The organism is Streptomyces sp. NPDC051921 (genome assembly GCF_040680975.1).
Taxonomy (GTDB): domain Bacteria; phylum Actinomycetota; class Actinomycetes; order Streptomycetales; family Streptomycetaceae; genus Streptomyces.
The window spans coordinates 1-19521 of record NZ_JBFAXU010000047.1 but is presented as its reverse complement, the minus strand read 5'-3'; the positions used below and the strand labels follow the sequence as shown (position 1 = coordinate 19521).

General features: G+C 73.3%; 4 protein-coding genes. All 4 read left to right on the top strand.

The window, feature by feature from the left end; genetic code table 11:
* Window positions 1-3600, top strand: a 3600-nt coding sequence (locus tag AB0M16_RS35950; protein WP_365350718.1) for a KR domain-containing protein, incomplete at its 5' end; no start/stop codon positions are given.
* Window positions 3601-3647: 47 nt separating this feature from the next.
* Window positions 3648-8852: a type I polyketide synthase gene (locus AB0M16_RS35945; RefSeq protein WP_365350715.1), complete on the top strand. Its 5205-nt coding sequence runs from the start codon at window positions 3648-3650 to the stop codon at window positions 8850-8852.
* A 384-nt stretch (window positions 8853-9236) separates the two neighbouring features.
* Window positions 9237-10529: an LLM class flavin-dependent oxidoreductase gene (locus AB0M16_RS35940; RefSeq protein ID WP_365350713.1), complete on the top strand. Its 1293-nt coding sequence runs from the start codon at window positions 9237-9239 to the stop codon at window positions 10527-10529.
* A gap of 166 nt (window positions 10530-10695) precedes the next feature.
* The coding region (locus AB0M16_RS35935; protein WP_365350711.1) for a type I polyketide synthase at window positions 10696-19521 on the top strand (8826 nt) is incomplete at its 3' end.

The following is a 19521-nucleotide window of genomic DNA, read 5'->3' as shown; positions in this document are numbered from 1 at the left end:
GTGTTGTCTCTGGCGGATGCCTCGGTGTTGGTGGCGGCGCGTGGGCGGTTGATGCAGGCGCTGCCGGAGGGCGGCGCGATGGTCGCCGTCGCGGCCCCGGAGATCGACGTCCTTCCTCTGCTGACGGATGGCGTCGGTATTGCGGCGGTCAACGGGCCGTCGTCGGTGGTTGTTTCGGGTGTCGAGGGCGAAGTCCTGCGGATCGCCGAGCATTTCGCCGAGCAGGGTGTTCGTACTTCGCGGCTGAAGGTCTCGCACGCGTTCCACTCGGTGTTGATGGAGCCGATGCTGGAGGAGTTCCGTACGGTCCTGGACGGGCTGGCGTATGGCTCCGCCCGTATCCCGGTCGTCTCGACCGTCACCGGTGAGGTCGGCAAGGAGCTGGATGCACCGGCGTACTGGGTGCGGCAGGTCCGTGACGCGGTGCGCTTCGCCGACGCCGTCACCACCCTCACCGCCCAGGGCGTCACCACCTTCCTGGAGATCGGCCCCGACGCCGTACTCACCCCCCTCATCGACTCCGACCACGTGATCCCGGCCCTGCGCCGCTCCCAGGACGAGCCGACAGCCGTGGTCACGGCCCTGGCACGCCTCCACGCCTCCGGCGCGGCCGTCGACTGGACGGCGTACTTCGCCGGGAGGGGCGCCCACCGCGTCGACCTCCCCACCTACGCCTTCCAGCGGCGACGCTACTGGGTGAACGCCCTCCCGGTCGGCGGGGGCGTCGCCTCGGCGGGGCTCGAGGGCGCCGACCATCCCCTCCTGGGCGCGCTCGTGGCGGTGCCGGGCGGCGCCGGCCACGAGGAGCTGGTCCTCACCGGCCTGCTGTCCACCGACACCTGTTCCTGGCTGAGCGAGTACGACCTGCTGGGCACACCGGTGCTTCCCGGCGGGGCGCTGGCCGAGCTTGCGCTGTACGCCGCCCGTGCGGCGGGCTGTGACGTGGTGCGGGAGCTGGTCGCCGAGGCGCCGCTCGTCGTGCCGGAGCAGGACGCACTGGCCCTCCGCGTCGTCGTCGGTGCGCCCCGGGACGGCGGGCAGCGGTCCGTCGCCATCCACACGCGCACGGCGGACGGCGACCGGGAATGGACCCGGCACGCCACGGCTACCGCGGCCCCGGGCCCGGTGGCGGTCCCCGCCGACCTCGCCGCGTGGCCGCCGCCCGGCGCTGTCCCGCTCGGCGTGGAGGACGCGTACGAGCGGCTGTTCGCGCGCGGACACGGGTACGGCCCCGTCTTCCAGCGACTGCGCGCCGCTTGGCAGCGTGGCGAGGAGCTGTTCGCCGAGATCGACCCGGTCGACCCGGTCGACGCGGTCGGATCCGTCGGGGCGGTCGACGCGGAGGACGCGGCCGGGGCGGCGGCGACCGACGCGGTGGGGCTGGTCGTGCACCCGGCCGCGCTGGAGGCCGGTGTGCAGCTGAGCCGGCTTGTCGGACCCGAGGACCAGGAAGCCACCGCCCCGCTCCTGCCCCGTACCTGGAACGACCTCGCCCTCCACGAGGGCGGTGAGCAGGTCTCGCGGCTGCGGCTCGCCCCGGCGGAAGGCGGCGGCAGCGCGCTGACCCTGGCGGGGGAGACCGGGCGTCCCGTGCTGTCGGTCCGGGCGGTGGAGTCCGCGCCGGTGGACGCCGCGCGGTTCGCCGCCGACCGGTCCCGTACCCCCTCCCTCTACCGGCTGGACTGGATCCCGGCGGCGGCCGGGACCGGGCCCGCCGTCGACGGCGACGACTGGGTCGTGCTCGGCGGCGACGGTCACGAGGACCTTGCCGCGCTGGACGTCGCCGTGGCCTCGGAGGACGTCCCCGTACCGGAGTTCGTGCTGGCCGAGGTGGCGAACGCGGGGGCGGCGAACGCCGGGGTTTCCGAACCGGCCTCCCGTGACGGAGGGGCCGTCCCGGGCTCCGCCGTGGGCCGCGTCCTGCTCGACACCCTGGCGCTGGTGCGTTCCTGGCTGGCTTCCGACCGTCTGGGGCGGGCGAAACTGGTCGTCGCGACCCGTTCCGCCGTGGCCGTCAGGCAGGAGGAGGGCGGAGCGCCCGACCACGCCGCCGTCTGGGGACTGATCCGCTCCGTGCAGGCCGAGCACCCCGACCGGTTCGTCCTGGTCGACCTCGACGGATCCACGGAGTCCCGGCGGGCCCTCCCGGCGGCCGTGGCCACCGGTGAGGCCGAACTCGCCCTGCGCGAGGGCGCGGTGCTGCTGCCCCGGCTGAGCGGAGCGGACGGGGAACCCGAGGCCGCCGCCCCTGCGGCGTTCTCCTCCGACGGCACGGTGCTGGTCACTGGAGGGACCGGCCCGGTCGGCGCTCTGCTCGCCCGGCACCTGGTCGCCGGCCACGGTGCGCGGCGGCTGCTGCTCACGGCCGCGGCCGGCGCGTCCGACACCGGCGGCACGCCCGGCGACTCCGACGCGGACGCCCTGGTGGCGGAACTGACGGCCCTCGGTGCCGACGTCACCGTCGCCCCGTGCGACGTCGCGGACCGCGCCGCGCTGGAGAAGGTGCTCGCCGACGTGCCGGAGGCCCATCCGCTCACGGCGGTGGTGCACGCGGTCTCCGCGACCGATCCGGGGCTGGCCGGCGAGCTGACCGACGAGCAGTTCGCGCGGGTGCTCGGCCCCGTCGCGGACGGGGCCCGGAACCTGCACGAGCTGACCGTCGGCCTGCCGTTGACGGCCTTCGTGCTCCTGTCCTCCTCCACCGGCCTCTTCCACGGTCTGGGCCAGGCCAACCTCGCCGCGAGCGGCGCCTATCTCGACGCGCTGGCCCGGCACCGCCGTGCCTCCGGCATGACCGCGACCTCCCTGACCTACGGCCCCTGGGACGTGGCCCCGTCCGACGCCGAGCCCGGCTCCGCGCCGGACGACGCGTACCGGCAGCGCTTGAGCCGGCTCGGCGTCGGCACGCTGTCCGCCGGTGAAGGGCTGGCCGCGTTCGACCGTGCCATCGGCCTGGGCGACGCCCACGCGGTGCCGGTCCGACTGGACCGCCGGGGGCTCGCGGCGCGGCCGGACGACCTGCCCGCCGTTCTGCGCGGGCTGGTCCGTCTGCCCGCGCGGCCCGCAACCGCACAGGACGCCGGCCCCCAGCTGAAGCAGCGGCTCGCCGGGCTGCCGGAGGACGAGCGGGAACGGGTCGTGCTGGAGCTCGTACGGACCCAGGTGGCGGCCGTGCTCGGGCACGCGACCGGTGCGGACGTCGAGCCCGACCGGGCCTTCCAGGAGCTGGGCTTCGACTCGCTCGCCGCCGTCGACCTGCGCAAGCGCCTGAGCGCCGCCACCGGGCTCGCCCTCCCCGCCACGCTCGTCTTCGACCACCCGTCCGCCCGGGCGGTCGCCGGGCAGCTGGGCACTCTCCTCGCCCCCGGGCAGGAGGACGAGATCCGGTCGGCGCTCGCGGAGCTCGACCGCCTGGAAGCGGTGCTTTCCCGCCTCGCCCCCGCCGACGACAAGCACGGTCTCGTCACCGGACGGCTGGAGCGGCTGGCACGCGGATGGCGCGAAACCCCCGGGACCGGCACGGAAGCCGGGGCGGGCATCGAAGAGGCCACGGACGACGAACTGTTCCAGGTCCTGGACAAGGAGCTCGGTTCCGCCTGAGGCAGGGCGGCCGGCGCGTACACACGGTTCGAGATGGGTTGAGGTGGATGGGGAACGACGACAGGCTGCGGGATTACCTCAAGCGGGCGACCTCTGAGCTGCAGCAGACCAAGGGACGCCTGAGGGAGCTGGAGGACGCCCGGCACGAGCCGATCGCCATCGTCGCGATGAGCTGCCGCTTCCCCGGTGAGGTCGGCTCCCCGGAGGAGCTGTGGGACCTCGTCGCGGAGGGCCGTGACGCGATCAGCTTCTTCCCGGAGAACCGCGGCTGGAACACCGAGGAACTCTACGATCCGGTGCCCGCGACCCCCGGCAGGACGTACTGCCGAGAGGGCGGGTTCCTGCACGACGCCGACCTGTTCGACGCCGACTTCTTCAAGATCAGCCCGCGCGAGGCCCGGGACATGGACCCGCAGCAGAGGCTGCTCCTGGAGTTGGCGTGGGAGGCGCTGGAGCGGGCGGGCATCGACCCCTCCTCGCTCAAGGGAAGCCGCACCGGCGTCTTCGCCGGGGTCGTCTACCACGGGTACACGCAGGGCAGCGGGACCGGCGGGCTCGCCAGCGTCGCCTCCGGCCGGATCGCGTACACCCTCGGACTCGAAGGGCCCGCGGTGACCGTGGACACCGCGTGCTCCTCGTCCCTGGTCGCCCTGCACTCCGCCATCCAGGCCCTGAGGGCCGGAGACTGCACGATGGCACTGGCCGGCGGGGTGACGGTGATGCCGAGCCCGGTGTCGTTCGTCGGCTTCAGCCAGGACCGGGGCCTGGCCCCGGACGGCCGGTGCAAGGCGTTCGCCGCGGCGGCCGACGGCACGACCTGGAGCGAGGGCGCCGGACTGCTGCTGGTCGAGCGGCTCTCCGACGCCCGGCGCCACGGCCACCCCGTGCTCGCCGTCGTCCAGGGCAGTGCGGTCAACTCGGACGGCGCGAGCAACGGGCTCACCGCCCCCAACGGCCCGTCCCAGCAGCGGGTCATCCGGCAGGCCCTGGCGGACGCCCGCCTGACCCCGGACCAGATCGACGCCGTGGAGGGCCACGGCACCGGCACCACGCTGGGCGACCCCATCGAGGCGCAGGCCCTGCTCGCCACCTACGGTCAGGGCCGTCCGGCGGGCCGGCCGCTGTGGCTCGGCTCGGTCAAGTCCAACATCGGGCACGCGCAGGGCGCGGCCGGCGTCAGTGGCCTCATCAAAATGGTGATGGCCCTCCAGCGGGAGACGCTGCCCAGGACGCTGCACGTGGACGCGCCCTCGCCCGAGGTCGACTGGACGGCCGGGGACGTCGAGCTGCTCGTCGAGGCGCGCCCCTGGCCGAAGGGCGAACGACCGCGCCGCACCGGCATCTCCGCCTTCGGCTTGAGCGGCACCAACGCGCACGTGATCCTGGAGGAGGCGCCGCCCGCCGAGGAGCCCGGCGCCGCGGACGGGATGGACGGCGCCGCGGACGGAAGGAACGGCGCCGCGGACGGAAGGAACGGCGCAGGCCCCGGCACCGCCGTCTCCGCCCGTGTCCCCGGGCCGCGGGTGACGGCCTGGCCGGTGTCCGCCAGGAGCGCCGACGCCCTGCGCGAGCAGGCCCGGCGGCTGGCCGCGTACGTCACGGCGTCCCCCGCGACGGAACCGGTGGACGTCCAGCACTCCCTCGCCACCGGGCGGGCCGTGCTCGACCACCGGGCGGTCGTCGTCGGTACCGACGCCGACGAACTGCTGCGCGGGCTGCGGGCCGTCGCGGACGGGGCCACGCCGTCCGCGGCCGCCCCCGGAGCCGTCGGCGAAGCCGCACCCGGCGCCGCGACCGGTGCCTTCGGCGGTGCGGTCACCGAAGGCCGTACGGCGTTCCTGTTCACCGGACAGGGCGCCCAGCGGCTGGGCATGGGACGGGACCTGCACCGCGCCTTCCCCGCCTTCGCGGACGCCTTCGACGCGGCGGTCGCCGCGCTGGACGAGCACCTGGCCGGATCCCTCCGGGACGTCGTCTGGGGCGAGGACCAGGAGCTGCTGGACCGGACGGTCCACGCCCAGGCCGGCCTGTTCGCCTTCGAGGTCGCTCTGTTCCGGCTGCTGGAGTCCTGGGGCGTACGCCCCGACTACGTGGTCGGACACTCCATCGGCGCGCTGTCCGCCGCCCACGCCTCGGGAGTCCTGTCCCTGCCCGACGCGGCCCGTCTGGTCGCGGCACGAGGACGCCTGATGCAGGCCCTGCCGGCCGGCGGCGCCATGGTCGCCGTACAGGCGACCGAGGCCGAGGTCACGCCCCTGCTCGGTACCCGTACCTCCCTCGCGGCCGTCAACGGGCGCGGCTCGGTGGTCGTCTCGGGGGACGAGGACGAGGTCCTGGCGGTGGCGCGCCGGTTCGAGGAGCAGGGCCGCCGGACGACCCGGCTGCGCGTCTCCCACGCCTTCCACTCCCCGCTCGTCGAACCCATGCTGGAGGAGTTCCGTACGGTCGCGGAGAGCGTGACGTACTCCCCGCCCCGCATCGCGATGATCTCCGACGTCACCGGCGCCCCGGCCGACGCCCACGAACTCGGATCGGCCGACCACTGGGTGCGGCACGCCCGCGGCACCGTCCGCTTCGCCGACGCCGTCCGCCACCTGGAGTCCCGGAACGTCACCACCTTCCTCGAACTGGGCCCCGACGCCGCCCTGTCGCCCATGGGCGCCGACTGCGTCGAGGACGACACCGCGACGGCCTTCGTCCCGACCGCACGGCGCGACCAGGACGAGGAACGCTCTCTCGTGTCCGCGCTGGCGCGGGCGTTCACCCGCGGTACCCCCGTCGACTGGGCCGCGTACGCCGCCGGCCGGGGCGGCCGGCGGATCGACCTGCCCACGTACGCGTTCCAACGCCGCTCCTACTGGCTGCCGGACGCCGGTACGGACCCCGCCGACGTCCGGCGGGAGCCGGGCGACGGCGCGTTCTGGGACGCGCTGGAGAGCCGGGAAACGGCCGCCCTCGCCGACGGGCTGGGAGTGGAGCCGGCGGCGGTCGACACGGTCGTCCCGGCGCTCTCCGCCTGGCGCCGGCGCTACCGCGAGCATGCCACCGTCGACGCGTGGCGTTACCGGGTGGTGTGGAAGCCGGTCGTCGAACGCGCCGATCGGGCTCCGGCCGTCCCGGCGGGCACCTGGATCGTCGCCGTACCCGAGTCCGCACCCGTTCCCGTGACCGAGTCCGAACCCGTTCCCGAACTAGAGTCCGCAGCCGCAGCCGCAGCCGCAGCCGCAGCCGCAGCCGCAGCCGTATCCGAGTCCGGACCGGTGTCCGGCGCCGCCGTCGGGTCGTGGGGCGAGACCGTCGGGCGGATCGTGCGCGGGCTGGCCGCGCGCGGGGTGCGCGTCGTGCCCTTCGAGGTCGCCGACGCGGACCGCACCGCCCTCGCCGAACGGCTGCGCGAGCACCCCGATGCGGCGACCGCCGCCGGCGTGCTCTCCCTCCTGTCGCTCGACGACCGCACCCACCCCGACCACCCGACGCTCACCCGGGGCGCCGCGGCGACCGTCGCACTGGCGCAGGCCCTCGGGAACGCGGGCATCACGGCACCCCAGTGGTGCGTCACCTCCGGCGCCGTCGCGGTGGACTCCGCCGACCGCCTGACCCACCCGCTGTCGGCGGCCGTGTGGGGCCTCGGTGCGGGACTCGCCCTCGACCGGGCGGCGACCTGGGGCGGCCTCGTCGACCTCCCCGCCATCGTCGACGAGGGGGCGCTGACCCGCCTGTGCACCGCACTCGCCGCCGGGAGAGCCGAGGCGACCGGGCCCGACGACGGAAGCCGGGAGCGGGAGGACCGGCACCGCGAGGACCAGCACCGCGAGGACCAGCTCGCGATCCGGCCCAACGGGGTCTTCGCGCGCCGCATGGTGCGGGCCCGCCTCGGAGAGGGCGCGTTCTTCGACGGCACGCACGCCGACCGGTCCTGGCGGCCACGTGGCACCACCCTCATCACCGGTGGCACGGGCGGCCTCGGCACGCACGTGGCGCGCATGCTCGCCGCTTCCGGCGCCGACCACCTCGTCCTGACCAGCCGCCGCGGCGAGACCGCCGACGGGGCGGCGGAGCTGGCCGGCGAACTCCGCCGGCTCGGCACTCAGGTGACCGTCGCCGCCTGCGACGTCGCCGACAAGGAGTCGCTCGCCAAGGTGATCGCGGCCATCCCGGACGAGCACCCGCTCACCGCCGTGGTGCACGCGGCGGGGGTCGGACAGCGCCTCGCCACGCTGGAGGAGCTGACCCTGGAGGAGTTCGCCGAGGTCGGCCGCGCCAAGATCCTCGGCGCCCTGCACCTCGACGAACTGCTGGGCGACCGGCCGCTGGACGCGTTCGTGCTGTTCTCCTCCGGATCAGCCGTCTGGGGCAGCGCCGGCCAGACCGCGTACGCCGCGGCGAACGCGAGCCTGGACGCCCTGGCCCGTGAGCGCGAAGGCCGGGGCCGTCCCGCCTCCTCGATCGCCTGGGGCTCGTGGGACAGCGGCCTCGTCGACGCCGAACTCGCCGCGGGCCTGCGCCGCATGGGCGCCGCGCCCATGGAACCGCGCCTGGCCCTGGCGGCCCTCCGCCAGGTCCTCGTCCACGGCGACCGCGGCCTCGTCGTGGCCGACCTCGACTGGCAGCGCTTCGCGCCCGCCTACACCTTCGCCCGACCCCGTCCGCTCCTCGACGCCCTGCCCGAAGTGCGCGAGGCCCTGGAGGGAGGCGGCGACAGCGCGGGCGGCACCACCGCACCGGCTGCCGACCCCGGCTTCGCCGCCCGCCTGGCGTCCTTGCCTCCCGCCGAACAGCGCCGAGCCGTACTGGAGTTGGTCAACACCCAGGTGGCGGCGCTGCTCGGGTACGACGAGGCCGGGGCCGTCCCGCCGAAGCGCAGCTTCAACGACCTCGGCTTCGACTCGGTCGCCGCCGTCGACCTGCGGACCCGGCTGGTCACCGCCACCGGTCGCAAGCTGCCGGCCAGCATGGTCTTCGACTACGCGACCCCCGCCGCCCTCGCCGAGTTCCTCCACGGGGAACTGCGTCCGCCCGCGCCCGCCGACGAGTCGGTGACCGCGCTCCTCGACCGGCTCGAAGGAGCCGTCGACGGACTGCCGGACGAGGAGATCGTCCGCACCGGCCTCCCCGCCAGGCTCCAGATCCTCCTGGGCAGGCTGGACCGGACCCCCGCCGCCCCCGCCCGGGCCGAGGTGAGCGAGCGGATCGACGGCGCGGACGCCGAAGACCTCTTCGCCTTCATCGACCAGGAGTTCGGCTCCCCCTGACCGCCCTCGCGCGGCGCGGTGCGGCGCGCCGCGAGGCGAAGGCGCCGGCCGCGGCGACCGGCCCGGCCGGGTGCTCGACACCCGGTCGATCCGGTCGCCGCGGCTGTCGTCGGCCGGTGGCCGACGCTGTCGTCGCCGGCCGGTCTCCGCGGCCGTCGCCGGCCCGTCGCCGCGCCCGTGGTCAACCCCTACCGCCGCCGCCGCGACCGCACACCGGCAGGGAATTCCCCCGGGGAGGATCCACGGAACGAACCGGAGAAGCTAAGGGCGCCACGGAGTCCTTAAGGGGGCGCTTAGGGGGTTCGCCCCTCCGACGCCGCCGTTACGTTGGCCATCGATCAGGTCAGCGTCGGCGGGCCGGGTGTCAAAACAAAGGAGTGCGCGTTGCGATTCGGAGTCATCTACCTTCTGCAGACGCCGCGGCCGTGGACCGAGGACAGCGAAGAGCGCGTCATCAATGAGGCGCTGGAGCAGATCGAACTCGCTGACAAGCTGGGTTTCGACTACGCCTGGGCGGCCGAGCACCACTTCCTCGACGAGTACTCGCATTCCTCGGCTCCTGAGGTATTCCTGGCCGCCGCCGCGGCGCGCACGAAGAACATCCGTCTCGCCCACGGCATCGTCTCGCTGCCGCCGGCGGTCAACCACCCCGCGCGAGTCGCCGAGCGCATCGCCACCCTCGACCTGATATCCGGCGGCCGCGTCGACCTCGGCACCGGCCAGGGAAGCACCCAGCACGAACTCGGCGCCTTCGGAGTGGACCGGGCGACCAAGAGCGAGCAGTGGAAGGAATCGCTCGAAGCGATTCTCCGGATGCTGAGCGAGGTCCCGTTCACCGGCTACAAGGGCGACTGGCTCGACGTGCCCCCGCGCAACGTCCTGCCCAAGCCGAAGCAGAAGCCGCACCCGCCGGCCTGGCTCGCCTGCAGCATGCCGACGACCATCGAGAAGGCCGCCCGGCTGGGCCTGGGCGCGCTCTCCTTCGCCTTCACGACTCCCGAGGAAGGCGCCGAGCGCGTCGCCGCGTACTACCGGACGCTCGAGTCCGGAGAGGTCACCCCGATCGGCAAGGCGGTCAACGCCAACTTCGCCGTCGCGATGCCGTTCTTCTGCCACGAGGACGAGCAGACGGCCTACGACCGCGCCCTCGGCGGAATCGACTTCTACGTGAACTCCTTCATGCACTTCTACGTGAGCGGCACGCACAAGCCCGGCATCACCGACCTCCAGGCGAACTTCGCGGCGAAGGAGGCCCTCCCCGAGGAGAACCTCGCCCGCATGGACGGCGCCGTCCGCCAGGCCGTCGGCACGCCGCAGAAGCTGCGCGAGCTGATCCGGGTCCAGGAAGAGGCCGGCGTCGACCAGATCATCTTCCAGGTGCAGCTCGGCGCCAACAAGCACGAGCACATCGTGGAGTCCCTCGAGCTCTTCGCCCGCGAGGTCATGCCCGAGTTCGTCGAGCGCCGCGAGGCCCGCGAGGCCGCCAAGGCCGAGCGACTCGCCGTCCCCATCCAGACCGCCCTGAGCCGGATCGTGCCGAACACGGAGGACGTCTCCGGCTACGAGATCCACACCGACTTCGAGCAGTGGCCGGAGCAGTTCATGCCGCCGGCCCCCGACGCCGACGGCGACGCCGACACCCAGGCCGGCGCGGGCGACGCGAACGCCGCCGGCTGACCGTACGCATGCGAGTCGCCGGGCCGGACAGAGCGGGCACCCCCCGCGACGGCCCGGCGCTCACTCCTGCACACGCACCGTATCCACTGACTGATGACATGGGGCTCGGCCCTGCCTGAACAGGTACGTCGAAGGCCCCCGCGGACAAGGACTGGGGGACACCGACATGTCGAACGAGGAGAAGCTCCTCGACTACCTCAAGCGGGTCACGGCCGACCTGCACGAGACGCGGCAGCGCCTGCAGGAGGCGGAGAACGAGGAACGCGAACCGATCGCGATCGTCGGCATGGCCTGCCGTTACCCGGGTGGAGTGAACTCCCCGGAGGACCTCTGGCACCTCGTCGCCGAGGGCAGGGACGCGGTCTCGCCGTTCCCGACGGACCGAGGATGGGACCTGAGCCGCCTCAAGGGCGACGGCCGGACGACCACGACCGGCACCGTCCACGAAGGCGGCTTCGTCGACGACCCGGCCGGCTTCGACGCCGAGTTCTTCGGCATCAGCCCCCGCGAGGCCATCGCCATCGACCCGCAGCAGCGTCTGATGGTCGAGTGCTCGTGGGAGGCCCTCGAACGCGCCGGCATCGACCCCGAATCGCTGCGCGGCGGACAGGTCGGCGTCTTCGCGGGCTCCGGCATCCAGGACTACGAGGACCTCCTCGACGCGGCCCCCGAGATCGCCGAGGCCTACATGGCCACGGCGAGCGCCGCGTCGGTGATCTCCGGCCGGGTCGCCTACACGCTGGGCCTGGAAGGCCCGGCGATGACCGTCGACACCGCCTGCTCCTCCTCGCTCGTCGCCCTCCACCTGGCCGCCAGGTCCTTGGAGGACCGCGAGTGCACCCTGGCGCTCGCGGGCGGCGTCATGGTGATGGCGACCCCCGCCCCCTTCGTGGCCTTCTCCCGCCAGAGCGGCCTTGCCCTCGACGGCCGCTGCAAGGCCTTCTCGGACTCCGCGGACGGCACCGGATGGAGCGAGGGCGCCGGCGTCCTGGTGCTGGAGCGGCTGTCGGACGCGCGTCGGAACGGGCACGAGGTGCTGGCCGTGGTGCGGGGTTCCGCGGTGAACCAGGACGGTGCGTCGAACGGTCTGACGGCGCCGAACGGTCCTTCGCAGCAGCGGGTGATCCGGCAGGCGCTGGCGAGTGCCGGTCTGTCGGTGACGGACGTGGACGTGGTGGAGGGGCACGGGACGGGGACGACGCTGGGTGACCCGATCGAGGCGCAGGCGCTGATCGCCACGTACGGACAGGGGCGTGCGGACGACCGGCCGTTGTGGCTCGGGTCGTTGAAGTCGAACATCGGGCATGCCCAGGCGGCTGCCGGTGTGGGTGGCGTGATGAAGATGGTGATGGCCCTGCGGGAGGGGGTCATGCCGCGGACGCTGCATGTCGATGCGCCGTCGTCCCAGGTGGACTGGGAGGCGGGCGCGGTCGAGCTGCTGCGGGAGAGCCGTCCGTGGCCGGCGGGGGAGCGGCCCCGCCGGGCCGGCGTGTCGTCGTTCGGGTTGAGCGGCACGAACGCGCACGTGATCATCGAGCAGGCCCCGGAGCCGGAGCCGGAGCCGACGGCCGTCGCTTCGGTGGGTGGTTCGTTGCCGGTGGTGCCCTGGGTGATCTCGGCGCGGTCGGCGGAGGGGCTGGCGGCTCAGGTGGAGCGCCTGGCCGACTTCATGGACGAGCGGCCGGAGTTGTCGCCGGTTGATGTCGGCTTCTCGCTGGCGACGGGTCGTGCGGCGCTGGAGCACCGGGCTGTGGTGGTGGGTGCGGGTCGTGAGGAGCTGCTCGCGCAGCTCGGTTCGGTTCAGCCGGTGCAGGCGCGGAGTGACGGCGGTACTGCCTTCGTGTTCTCGGGTCAGGGTGCTCAGCGGCTGGGGATGGGGCGTGAGCTGTATGCGTCGTTCCCGGTGTTCGCGGAGGCTTTGGACGCGGTGGTGGCTGAGCTTGATGTGCATCTTGAGCGTCCGTTGCGGGAGGTGATGTGGGGTGAGGACGCCGGTCTGCTGAATCAGACGGTGTTCGCGCAGGCCGCGTTGTTCGCGGTCGAGGTGGCGCTGTTCCGGCTGGTGGAGTCGTGGGGTGTCCGACCGGACGCTCTTGCCGGTCACTCGGTGGGGGAGGTCGCTGCCGCGCACGTGTCGGGGGTGTTGTCTCTGGCGGATGCCTCGGTGTTGGTGGCGGCGCGTGGGCGGTTGATGCAGGCGCTGCCGGAGGGCGGTGCGATGGTCGCTGTCGGCGCCTCCGAGGCCGACGTCCTTCCTCTGCTGACGGATGGCGTCGGTATTGCGGCGGTCAACAGCCCGTCGTCGGTGGTCGTTTCGGGTGTCGAGGGCGAAGTCCTGCGGATCGCCGAGCATTTCGCCGAGCGGGGTGTTCGTACGTCGCGGTTGAAGGTTTCGCACGCGTTCCACTCGGTGTTGATGGAGCCGATGCTGGAGGAGTTCCGCACGGTCCTGGACGGGCTGGCGTACGGTTCCGCCCGTATCCCGGTCGTGTCGACCGTCACGGGTGAGACGGCTGCGGAGCTGGACTCGCCGGCGTACTGGGTGCGGCAGGTGCGTGAGGCGGTGCGCTTCGCCGACGCCGTCACCACCCTTACCGCCCAGGGTGTGACCCGTTTCCTGGAGATCGGCCCCGACGCCGTACTCACGCCCCTCATCGACTCCGATCACGCGGTCCCGGCCCTGCGTCGTTCCCAGGACGAGCCGACGGCCCTGGTCACGGCCTTGGCGCGCCTCCACGCGACCGGAGCCGCAGTCGACTGGACGGCCTTCTTCACCGGTTCCGGCACGGGCGCACGGCGCGTCGACCTTCCGACGTACGCGTTCCAGCGTCGGCGCTACTGGGCCGGTGACGTGGCGTCCCGCGTCACCGACCTGTCCTCAGTGGGCCTGCGTACGGCGGACCACGCGCTGCTCGGTGCCGCGATGGTCCTGGCCGACACGGACGGCGTGGTCCTCACCGGCCGGCTGTCCGTCGACGCCCAGCCCTGGCTGGCCGACCACGTGGTCGGCCAGACGGTCCTCTTCCCGGGAACGGGCTTCCTGGAGCTGGCCGTCCGGGCCGGCGACCAGGTCGGCTGCGACGTGATCGACGAGCTCACCCTGGAGACCCCGCTGGCGTTGCCCGAGCAGGGCGGTGTGCAGGTCCAGGTGGCAGTCGGCGCCGCCGACGGGGCGGGTGCACGCACCGTGACCGTGTACGCGCGGCCCGAGGACGAGCTCGGCAGCATGCCGTGGACCCGCCACGCCACCGGAGTGCTGGTCACGGCCGAGACCCGCGCCGGTGGCGCGGACCTGGAGCAGTGGCCGCCGGCCGGTGCCGTCGCCGTCCCGCTGGACGGCCTCTACGACCGGCTCGCCGAGGGCGGCATGGCGTACGGTCCGGCCTTCCAGGGTCTGCGCGCGGTGTGGAAGCGCGGCAAGGACGTGTTCGCGGAGGTGGACCTGCCGGAGACGGAGCGCATCGTCGCGCAGCGCCTCGGCCTGCACCCCGCGCTTCTCGATGCGTGCCTCCACGCGGCCGTCTTCACCGAGGCCCTCGGTGACGAGGGCGCGTTGCCCTTCGCCTGGCAGGGGGTGACTCTGCACGCCTCGGGTGCGGCCACCCTTCGGGTGAGGCTCGCGCCGACCGGTGCCGAGAAGAGCGTCGCCCTGGACGTGGCGGACGGCGAGGGACGGCCGGTGGCTTCGGTCGCGAGCCTGATGCTGCGGCCCGTCTCCGGCGATCAGCTCCGGGCAGCCCGGTCCGAGTTCCACGACGCGCTGTTCCGGGTGGACTGGTCACCGGTCGCCCCCGGCACGCCGGAGTCCCTCAGCTGGGCCGCGTGGTCCGGCTCCGGTCACTTGGACGGCCACCACGGCTCCGAGGGTCCTCACGACCTCGACGGCCCGGCACCGGACGTCCTCGTCCTCGACGTACGAGGCGGCCATGACGCCCCTGCCGTGCGTACGGCCCTGCGGGAGACCCTGGAGGCCCTGCAGCGCTGGCTGGCCGACGAGCGCTTCGACACCTCCCGGCTGCTCGTCGTCACCCGGCGGGCGGTGTCGCCGGACGGGACCGGAGCCACGGATCTGGCCGGCGCCGCCGTCTGGGGCCTGGTCCGCTCCGCACAGGCCGAGAACCCCGGCCGGATCGTCCTGGTCGACACCGACGACCGGGAAGCCCTCGACATCGCGACGGCCGCCTCCGGCACCGAACCCCAACTCGTCGTGCGCGAGGGCTCCTGGTACGCCGCCCGGCTCGCCCGCGTCCCGGCCGCAGGCAGCGGCGGCGACGTCGGCGGTGGCGACATCAGCAACGGCAGCGACAGCGACACCAGCACCAGCACCAGCACCAGTACCGGCACCGGAACTGGCAGCGCACCGGGCGACACCCGCATCTCGGCCGAGGTCCCGGACCCGGGCCGTCCGCTGCTGATCACCGGAGCCACCGGCACGCTCGGCCGGCTCCTCGCTCGTCACCTGGTGACCGAGCACGGGGCACGGAACCTCCTCCTGCTCAGCCGTCGCGGCGCGGAGGCCCCGGGTGCCGCCGCTCTGCGCGCCGAGCTGGCGGAGCTCGGAGCGCAGGTCACGCTGGCCGCCTGCGACGCGGCGGACCGGGAGGCCCTGTCCGCACTCCTCGAAGGTGTCCACCTGTCCGGGGTGGTCCACCTGGCCGGCGTCGTCGACGACGGAGTGATCGGATCCCTCACCCCCGACCGGCTCGACGGGGTCCTTCGCCCCAAGGTCGACGCGGCGCTGAACCTGCACGAACTCACCCGCGAAATGGACCTGACGGCCTTCGTGCTGTTCTCCTCCGCCTCCGGCGTCCTCGGGGCACCCGGGCAGGGCAACTACGCCGCCGCCAACGCCTTCCTCGATGCCCTCGCCGCGTACCGGCACGCGCAGGGGCTGCCCGCGCAGTCCCTCGCCTGGGGCCTGTGGGCACAGGAGGACGGCATGGCCGGTGCCTTGGCGGGCACCGACCAGTCGCGTCTGTCACGCAGCGGCGTGATCGCGCTCGACGCCGTCGGCGGCCTGGCCCTCTTCGACGCCGCCCGCGCCACGGGAGAGGCCGCGGTGGTCACCGCCAGACTCGACCTCGGCGCCCTGCGGTCCGCCGCCGAGGAGCTTCCGCCCCTGTTCCACGGACTGGTGCGCGGCGCGCGCCGCCGCAGCGCGGGTTCGTCACGGGGCTCCGAACAGGGCGCCCTGTACCGGACGTTGGCCGGCCTTCCCGAGGAGGAGTGGCCGCAGGCGCTGCTCGACGTCGTCCTGCGCCAGGTCGCCGTCGTCATGGGATACCCCGGACCGGAGTCGGTCGACCCCGCCCGCACCTTCCAGGAGCAGGGCTTCGACTCGCTCATGTCGGTGGAGTTCCGCAACGCCCTGGGGACGGCCACCGGACTCCGTCTGCCGGCAACCCTCGTGTTCGACTACCCCACGGCCGCCGTTCTCGCCGAGTATCTGCTCGCCGAGGTGTCGCACCCCGGCGCACGTACGCGCATCCCGGCCGCGCCGGCGGCAGCCGCGGCGTACGCCGACGAGCCGATCGTGATCGTGGGGATGGCGTGCCGTTATCCGGGCGGGGTGACCTCTCCCGAGGGGTTGTGGCGGCTGGTGTCGGAGGGTGTGGACGCGGTCTCGGAGTTCCCGGTGAACCGGGGGTGGGATCTGGGCCGGTTGTACGACCCGAGCGGGGAGCGTGCGAACACGTCGTACGCGCACGAGGGCGGCTTCCTTCATGACGCGGGCGAGTTCGATCCGGCGTTCTTCGGGATCAGTCCGAATGAAGCTTTGGTGATGGATCCCCAGCAGCGGTTGCTGCTGGAGTGCTCGTGGGAGGCGCTGGAGCGGGCCGGACTCGATCCGACGTCGCTGAAGGGCAGCGCGACCGGCGTCTTCGCCGGACTCATGTACCACGACTATGCGGCGAACAACAGTACGGGCGCCATCGCCTCCGGCCGCGTCTCCTACACGTTGGGCCTTGAGGGTCCGGCGATGACGGTGGACACGGCGTGCTCGTCGTCACTGGTGACCCTGCACCTGGCGGCGCAGGCGCTGCGCAGCGGCGAGTGCTCGCTGGCGCTCGCGGGGGGCGCGGCGGTGATGTCGACGCCCGAGGTGTTCGTGGAGTTCTCGCGTCAGCGCGGTCTGTCGCGCGACGGCCGCTGCCGGTCGTACGCGGATGCGGCGGACGGCACAGCTTGGGGCGAGGGCGTCGGCATGCTGGTCCTGGAGCGCCTGTCGGACGCCCGGCGCAACGGGCACGAGGTCCTGGCCGTCGTACGGGGCAGTGCGGTCAACCAGGACGGAGCGTCGAACGGTCTGACGGCACCGAACGGCCCCTCGCAGCAGCGGGTGATTCTCCAAGCACTGGCGAGTGCCGGTCTGTCGGTGACGGACGTGGACGTGGTGGAAGGCCACGGGACGGGGACGACGCTGGGTGACCCGATCGAGGCGCAGGCGCTGATCGCCACCTACGGGCAGGACCGCGAGGACGACCGGCCGTTGTGGCTGGGGTCGTTGAAGTCGAACATCGGGCACACGCAGGCGGCCGCCGGTGTCGGCGGCGTGATGAAGATGGTGATGGCCCTGCGGGAGGGGGTCATGCCGCGGACGCTGCATGTCGATGCGCCGTCGTCCCAGGTGGACTGGGAGGCGGGCGCGGTCGAGCTCCTGCGGGAGAACCGTCCGTGGCCGGCGGGGGAGCGGCCCCGCCGGGCCGGTGTGTCGTCGTTCGGGTTGAGCGGCACGAACGCGCACGTGATCATCGAGCAGGCCCCGGAGCCGGAGCCGACGGCCGTCGCTTCGGTGGGTGGTTCGTTGCCGGTGGTGCCCTGGGTGATCTCGGCGCGTTCCGCGGAAGGGCTGGCGGCCCAGGCCGAGCGCCTGGCCGACTTCATGCACGAGCGGCCGGACCTGTCGCCGGTGGACGTCGGCTTCTCGCTGGCTACTGCGCGCGCGGCGCTGGAGCACCGGGCTGTCGTGGTCGGCGCGAACCGGGAGGAGCTGCTCGCGCAGCTCGGCTCGGTTCAGCCCGTGCAGACACGCGGCGGGGGCCGGACGGGGTTCGTGTTCTCGGGTCAGGGTGCTCAGCGTCTGGGGATGGGGCGTGAACTCCATTCCTCCTTCCCGGTGTTCGCCCAAGCGCTGGACGCGGTGGTTGCTGAGCTCGATGGGCATCTTGAGCGTCCGTTGCGGGAGGTGATGTGGGGTGAGGACGCCGGTCTGCTGAATCAGACGGTGTTCGCGCAGGCCGCACTCTTCGCGGTCGAGGTGGCGCTGTTCCGGCTGGTGGAGTCGTGGGGTGTCCGGCCGGATGCTCTCGCCGGTCACTCGGTGGGGGAGATCGCTGCCGCGCACGTGTCCGGGGTGCTGTCCCTGGCGGATGCCTCGGTGTTGGTGGCGGCGCGTGGGCGGTTGATGCAGGCGCTGCCGGAGGGCGGTGCGATGGTTGCCGTCGCCGCCTCCGAGGCCGACGTCCTTCCCCTTTTGACCGAGGGCGTGGGCATTGCGGCGGTCAACGGCCCGTCGTCGGTGGTCGTTTCGGGTGTCGAGGGCGAAGTCCTGCGGATCGCGGCGCACTTCACGGAGCGGGGTGTTCGTACGTCGCGGCTGAAGGTCTCGCACGCGTTCCACTCGGTGTTGATGGAGCCGATGCTGGAGGAGTTCCGCACGGTCCTGGACGGGCTCACGTACGGCTCCGCCCGTATCCCGGTCATCTCGACCGTCACCGGTGAGACGGCTGAGGAGCTGGACTCGCCCGCGTACTGGGTGCGGCAGGTGCGTGACGCGGTCCGCTTCGCCGACGCCGTCACCACCCTCACCGCCCAGGGCGTGACCCGTTTCCTGGAGATCGGCCCCGACGCCGTACTCACCCCGCTCATCGACTCCGACCACGCGGTCCCGGCCCTGCGCCGGACGCTGGACGAGCCCACCGCGCTCGTCACCGCGCTGGGCCGGCTCCACGCCGCCGGCGCCGCCGTCGACTGGACGGCCTTCTTCACCGGTTCCGGTACGGGTGCACGGCGCGTCGACCTGCCCACCTACGCCTTCCAGCGCACGGAGTTCTGGCTCGCCGCGCCCGAGTACCTGGCCGACTTCTGGTTCGGCGGTGACGTCGTCGATCTCCGCGCCGCCGGACTCGATGCGGCGGAACACCCCCTGCTGGGGGCAGTGGTCAGGCTGCCGCAGGACGACACGGTCGTGTTCACCGGCCGTTTCTCGCGGGCCGAACACCAGTGGATCGCCGACCATGAGGTCCTCGGCTCCGTGCTGCTCCCGGGAACGGGCTTCGTCGAGCTGGCGGTCCAGGCCGGTGACCACGTCGGGTGCGGGGTGCTGCGCGAGCTGGCACTGCAGGCCCCGATGATGCTTCCCGAGAGGGACGGCCTTCAGGTGCAGGTGATGGTCGGACCCGCCGACGAGGCGGGTGACCGTACGGTGACGATCCACTCCCGCCCGGAAGACGGGGAGGCTGCGTGGACGCTGCACGCCGAGGGCGTCGTCGCCTCGGCCTCCGTAGCGGCGGAGGCCGGGTTCGACCTGGCGGAGTGGCCTCCCGCCGACGCGGCGGAGCTGGACGTCTCGAACGCGTACGAACTGCTGCTCCGCCAGGGGTACCGTTACGGCTCGTCCTTCCAGGGCCTGAAGCGGGCATGGGCGCGTGGTGAGGAACTGTTCGCGGAGGTCGCGCTCTCCGAGCGGGAGCACGAAGAGGCCCAGCGTTTCGGCCTGCATCCCGCGCTGCTCGACGCCGCGATGCATGTGGCCCTGGTCGCCGACGGCGAGGTCGTCGAGGGCGAGCCGGTGCTGCCGTTCGTGTGGAGCGACGTGTCCCTCTACGCCGTCGGCGCCACGGAGTTGCGCGTACGCATCGACCGCACGCAGGCCCACACCCTGGTTCTGGACGCGGCCGATGGTGTGGGTCGGGGGGTGTTGTCGGTGGGATCGGTCGCCGGCCGCCCGGTATCAGCCGAACAACTCGACACCGACGACACCGCCCGACTC

Bases quoted from the DNA above. Each gene is read 5' to 3' on its own strand.
- AB0M16_RS35945 (WP_365350715.1), top strand. From the start codon at position 3,648: ATGGGGAACGACGACAGGCTGCGGGATTACCTCAAGCGGGCGACCTCT.